At 65.4% G+C, this 895-nt stretch carries 1 protein-coding gene; it reads right to left on the minus strand.

What is annotated here, in order from left to right; genetic code table 11:
- Window positions 1-895: peroxidase family protein (locus tag AC1DFE_RS24065; RefSeq protein ID WP_476908334.1), on the minus strand; the 895-nt coding region annotated here is incomplete at both ends.

An 895-nucleotide genomic window follows, 5' to 3' on the forward strand; every position in this document is an offset into this window, starting at 1 on the left:
GGGTAGGTGCCGTACGCGGCCACGAAGTTGATCAGCGACTCGGGGTGCTTGATGTTCTGCCCGTAGTCAGCCCAGCTGGTGTACGGGGCAAGCTGTCCGTCGCCGGTGGAGTCGTGGAGCTGGCGGCGCACCTCGTTCAGCGGCGGGACACCGGCTTCACGGGCACGGGTCATGTTGATCGTCGCGAGGTCCAGCGGCAGGCCCAGCAGGTTGTTGCGGAGCGTGTCCGTAACGAACTCGTCGAGCTCATTGCCCGTCTGGTCGCTCATGCCCATGACGACGGCTCCCGCGGCCTGCTCGGAGGTGAGTTCGCCAGCCGTGCCGCCGTCCCTGTACGAGGGCGGGTTAAGGAAGCCGTTCAGCAACGGGATTGAGTTGTCACTTCCATCCGGGTTGGTGCGGGCGATGGTCTCGGTCAGCATCGAGTGGCCGAACCGGTACACCGCGTGCGCGAACTCGGCATGGATAGCTCCATTGGTGTCCGAGTGGTAGACGTGGAACGGCTGGATAGCGGGCTGGACCTTGCGGGCGAACTCCTCGAACACCAGGTGCTGGTATTCCATCTCGGTGACGAAACGGGCGGCCTGGAAGAGGCGCTCACCGTTCCATCCGTCGGTGGTCCCGGAGGCCGACTTCCACTCGGCCAGGGCGGCTACGCCGGTGACCGAGGTGTCGTTGGTCAGGGTGTTCTTGAAATCGTCCACCAGCCGGTCGTGCTCGGAGTGGAAGATCTGGTGGATCGTGGTCAGGCCGATGTTCTCGTTGACGCGGCCGTCACCGGCGATGAAGTGCGCGTCCAGCATTTCGTCGTCGTAGGTGCCGGGAGGCTGGCTGGCGAAATCTGCCGAGGCGACCGTGTCGGCGTCGGGCGCCGGTGTAACCGGCGGGGTTGCCG

The sequence above is a fragment of the Arthrobacter sp. 05T423 genome, assembly GCF_056396245.1.